We start from the raw sequence: 4,402 nt of genomic DNA on the forward strand, positions 1-4,402 counted from the left end.
TGGCCGCCGCCGGCGACCCCGCCTACTCCGACGCCTACCGCTTCGGTACCGGCGACAACTGGACGGGCCTCACCGCCGAGGGCGGTCAGCGCGCCCAGGAGCAGTCGTTGGCCCGCGCCCGCCGCAACCAGGCCCGCCTCGCCGAGGCGCCGGCCGGGAAGGACTCCAAGTGACCGAATCCCACAACAGCCATGCCGCCGGGCGGCCGCTCAACCTCGTCGTCGTCGCCGCCGGAACCTCGGTGCCCTCCAGCACCCGGATGCTCGCCGACCAGCTCACCGCCGCGACCCGGGACGCGCTCGCGCGTCACGGCCAGGACGTCAACGTGACGGTCCTCGAGGCCCGTGAACTGGCGCACGAGGTCGTCGACGCCACCTTCACCCGGTTCCCCGGCGAGAAACTGGCCGCGGCGATCGACGAGATCGGCCGGGCGGACGGGCTGATCGCGGTGACGCCCATCTACAACCAGTCGTTCTCGGGCCTGTTCAAGTCACTGTTCGACGTCATCGAACCCGGCACGATCGCCGGCGTGCCGGTGGCGTTGGGCGCGACCGGCGGGACCGCGCGGCACTCGCTGGCGGTCGACTACGCACTGCGACCCATGTTCGCCTACCTCAAGGCCGACATCGTCCCCACGACCGTGTTCGCGGCGGCCGAGGACTTCGGCGCCGCCACCACCGACGGCGACGAGGACTCGCTGCGCGCACGAACCGCGCGGGTGGGTACCGAACTGTCGGACTACATGATGCGGTTCGCCGGGGTCACCGCCGGCGCGGTGGCGCCGACGCGCGCGGACGCCGGGCGGGGACGCAAGACCGACGACGACGAGTTCAGCGACTTCGTCCCGATGGGCGACCTTTTGGGCCGCTGAACCGGCGGGCAGGTCCTGCCCCCGGCGGGGTGTGCGGCCCGGCCCCGACGCAGACCGTCAGCGGGGGTCGGGCTGCCCGTCGGTCGACTCCAGGGGCGGGACGGCGCCGCGGTCGGTGCCCTCGTCGGCGAGCTGATCCGGCTCGGGATGCTCAGTGTCGAAGCTCTCCGGCAGGTTCTTGATGTGCTTGTTCATGTTGCGGATGAGCAGCACGGTGGCGATGAGCAACAGCAGGATCACCGGGATACCGATCGGCGATGCCTTGCCGAACTCCGGCCCCACCGGGTTGTCGTTGTACCCGGGCGTACCGGGCGACTGGTTCTGCGCGAGGACCATCGCCGACTGGTACGCCAGGATCTGGACGTCCGGTCCCAGGGTGATCATCGTGGGTCCTCACTCGTGCTCGGGCCGACGGGGAGAGCGACGTACGGGTCGACTCCCTCGAACAGGTCTGTCTCGTATTCTCCCTCACCGAGCTCGGGAAAGCCCACCCGGCTGGCGGCGAGCTCGAACTCCTCGGTGGGCCACACCCGCTGCTGCATCTCCACGGGTGCGGCGAAGAACCAGCCGTTGGGGTCGATCTGGGTGGCGTGGGCCAGCAGTGCCGAGTTGCGCTGCTCGAAGTACTCCGCGCACTCGACCCGCGTGGTGACCCGCTCCATGATGTCGGGGCGGTCCCCCCAGCGCGACAGGAACTCCTCGAAGTGGCGCACACCGTCGCGGGCGAACAGCTCGTCGTCCAGCAGCTGGAGGCGGCTCTTGGGGAACCCGTGGGTGTAGTAGACCTTGGCGATCGCCCACGGCCCACCGGCGTCCGGATAACGGGCGGGGTCGGCGGCGGCCTCGTACGCGGCCATCGACGCCGAGTGCACCTTCAGGTGATCCGGATGGGGATACCCACCGTTCTCGTCGTAGGTGATCATCACGTGGGGACGGAACTCCCGGATCCTGCGGACCAGGGACTCGGTGACCTCGTCGTCGTCGGCCAGGGCGAAACATCCCTCCGGCAGGGGTGGCGTGGGGTCACCTTCCGGCAACCCCGAGTCCACGAAACCCAGCCAGTGGTGGTCGACCCCCAGAATGTCGGCGGCGCGCGCCATCTCACGCACCCGGACGCCCGTCAGGTCCGCGACGATGTCGGGGCGGTCCATCGCGGGGTTGAGGATGTCGCCCCGCTCGCCCCCGGTGCACGTCTCCACCAGCACGTGGACGCCCTCGGCGACGTACCTGGCCATGGTTGCCGACCCCTTTGACGACTCGTCGTCGGGGTGGGCGTGGACCGCCATCAGCCGCAGACCGGCCATCGGAAGCACCTGCCGTTCTTCTCACGTGAGTGGATGACCGCACCATTCTATGGGCGTCGGCCCAGGCGCCGCCCCCGGCGGGGCCCGCCGGCGACCCCCGGCCGTCCCCGCCAGCGTGCCCCGATACCCTGGCTCCCATGAGTGAGCCGAGGTCGGACGCCCCGTCGCAGCCCCCCGTGGGCCCGCCCGCGGACCGGTACGCGACCGCCGACCGCGGCTCGAACCTGACCGGCAAGGTCGTCGCCGTCATCCTGGCGCTGCTCGTGGGCGGCCTGGTGATCGCCGGCGTCTACACGATGTGGCGTCTCAACCAGACGCCGGACATCACGGGCGAGGCGATCGGGGTGGAGGTCGTCGACGAGTCGCGGGTCGACCTGACGTTCACCGTGACGCGCGAGGAGCCGGGCACGCCCGCCTACTGCATCATCCGGGCCCAGGAGGAGTCCAAGGGCGAACTCGGTCGGCGCGAGGTCTACGTCCCACCGTCGGAGAACACCACGATCCAGATCGACGCGTCCATCTTCACCACCGCCCGCGCGTTCGCCGCGGACGTCTACGGGTGTGGCGACGACGTCCCCGACTACCTGCGCAGGTAGGGCCGCAGACGGCCACGCCGTCAGGGCCGCGCGTATCGGCCGGCGACCGACGGCGCCTGTGTTAGAATCGGCGCTTCAGCACGGCTCCCTTTTTCGCGGGGCCGTGTTTTTCTTACATCACGCACGCGAACAGATTGGAGTGCGCTCATGGCGAACGACACCCAGGTCCACTGGTTGACCCAGGAATCGTACGACCGCCTCATGGCCGAGAAGGAGGCGCTGATCGCCAACCGTCCGGTCATCGCCGCCGAGATCAACGAGCGGCGCGAGGAGGGCGACCTCAAGGAGAACGCCGGCTACCACGCCGCGCGTGAGCAGCAGGGCCAGGAGGAGGCCCGCATCCGGACCATCGACGACCTGCTGGCCAACGCCCAGGTCGGCGAGACGCCCACCGAGTCCGGTGTCGCGCTCATCGGCTCCGTCGTCCGCGCCTACTACAACGGCAACGAGGACACCAAGGAGACCTTCCTCATCGGTACCCGCGGCGAGGGTTCCGGCAAGGACGACCTCGAGATCTACTCTCCCGAGTCCCCGCTCGGCAAGGCCGTCCTCGGCGCCAAGAACGGGGAGAGCCGCGAGTACACCGCCCCCAACGGCAAGAAGGTCGCCGTCACCATCGTGACCGCGGAGCCGTACCACAGCTGACCGGCTGAAGACGGGGACCGGTGGTACGTTCTTCACGAATGTCGGGTCGCCTCCAGGCGGGCCCGAATCCGCCCCGGCGTAGCAGGAGTTCCACGTGTCAGACGGTTCCCAGGACAGGCCCCACGGCCCGGCCCCGACTATCGAAGCGGCGGCCGGGCGGGTCCTGGGACCGGCACTGCGGACCGGTCAGTCCCCCTTCGAGGACGACCTCTACACGTGGACGCCCGAGGTGGCCGAGGAGCTGGCCCGCCGTCTGGACTCCGACCCCGAGGACGGGGCCGCCGGCGCGGCGCCCGGGTCGACACGCTCCCCCGTGATGCAGGCGCTGCACGACCAGCTCGAGGGCGCACCGCGGCCCGTGGTCCTGCTCGCCGCCGAGCTGCTCTTCATCCAGCAGCTTCCCCTGTCCACGGTCACGGCCCGCCTCAAGCGCGGCCGCGTCCGCGACGTGCTCTCCTGGATCGAGGACGCGCCCGGGATCCCCACCGATCTCGACGAGGTCCTCAGCGAGAAGGGCCCGCTCACCGGGGGCCTGGGGTTCAACGTGCAGATGCGCGAGCACCTGCGCTGGCTGTGCTCGTTCGTCATCCACTGGGCGGAGCTCGACGCGTCCGTCCGGGACGCCGCGCTGTCGGACCCGTGGGAGTTCCAGCGCGCGGCCCGCTCCACCCCCGGTGACTGGCGGGCCATCCGCTACAGCCTCCAGTACCTCGTGTGGCCCGGCTACTTCCAGCCGATCGTCAAGCACGAACACAAGACCCGCATCCGCGACGCGTTCGCCGACCTCATCGGCGGCCCGTCCGGCATCGACGAGCTGGACATCGACCAGGACCTGCACCGCATCTCCGAGGTGCTGTCCGCGCAGCTCGGCCAGCCCGTCGACTGGTACCGCGGCTCCGTGGCCAACCAGTGGCAGCGCCACCGCGACGACCACTCCCGGCGCGCCTGGCTCGTGCGGCCCGGCCGCGGCGGCGTCGGCCAGGCCG

5 protein-coding genes and 1 pseudogene are annotated in these 4,402 nt (G+C 70.6%); 4 read left to right on the plus strand and 2 right to left on the minus strand.

Going from position 1 to position 4,402, the window contains the following annotated elements; genetic code table 11:
* Positions 1-169 precede the first annotated feature (169 nt).
* Positions 170-871, plus strand: coding sequence for a CE1759 family FMN reductase (locus G6024_RS05915; RefSeq protein WP_159148273.1), 702 nt, complete (start codon positions 170-172; stop codon positions 869-871).
* 57 nt (positions 872-928) lie between these two features.
* On the opposite strand, the gene G6024_RS05920 is transcribed toward G6024_RS05915, so the two are convergent.
* Both G6024_RS05920 and mca read right to left on the minus strand, forming a co-directional pair.
* Entirely contained in the window at positions 929-1,255 is a 327-nt protein-coding gene (locus tag G6024_RS05920) for a hypothetical protein (protein WP_067715680.1), read from the minus strand.
* Positions 1,252-2,175, minus strand: a complete 924-nt coding sequence (gene mca / locus G6024_RS05925; protein ID WP_159148274.1) for a mycothiol conjugate amidase Mca — start codon at positions 2,173-2,175, stop codon at positions 1,252-1,254. The genes G6024_RS05920 and mca overlap by 4 nt, the downstream gene beginning before the upstream one ends.
* Before the next feature lie 137 nt (positions 2,176-2,312).
* On the opposite strand from mca, the gene G6024_RS05930 reads away from it, so the two are divergent.
* From G6024_RS05930 to G6024_RS05940, 3 genes and pseudogenes are all read left to right on the plus strand, one after another.
* Positions 2,313-2,771 (plus strand): DUF4307 domain-containing protein, encoded by a 459-nt coding sequence (locus tag G6024_RS05930; protein ID WP_120283777.1) that lies wholly within the window; start codon positions 2,313-2,315, stop codon positions 2,769-2,771.
* A gap of 147 nt (positions 2,772-2,918) precedes the next feature.
* A complete protein-coding gene (greA, locus tag G6024_RS05935) occupies positions 2,919-3,416 on the plus strand; it encodes a transcription elongation factor GreA (RefSeq protein WP_067715687.1) in 498 nt (165 codons plus the stop codon).
* Positions 3,417-3,510: 94 nt separating this feature from the next.
* Positions 3,511-4,402: pseudogene (locus G6024_RS05940) on the plus strand (restriction endonuclease); the annotation flags it as partial.

This window comes from Dietzia maris (genome assembly GCF_014144855.1).
Classification (GTDB): Bacteria; Actinomycetota; Actinomycetes; order Mycobacteriales; family Mycobacteriaceae; genus Dietzia; species Dietzia kunjamensis.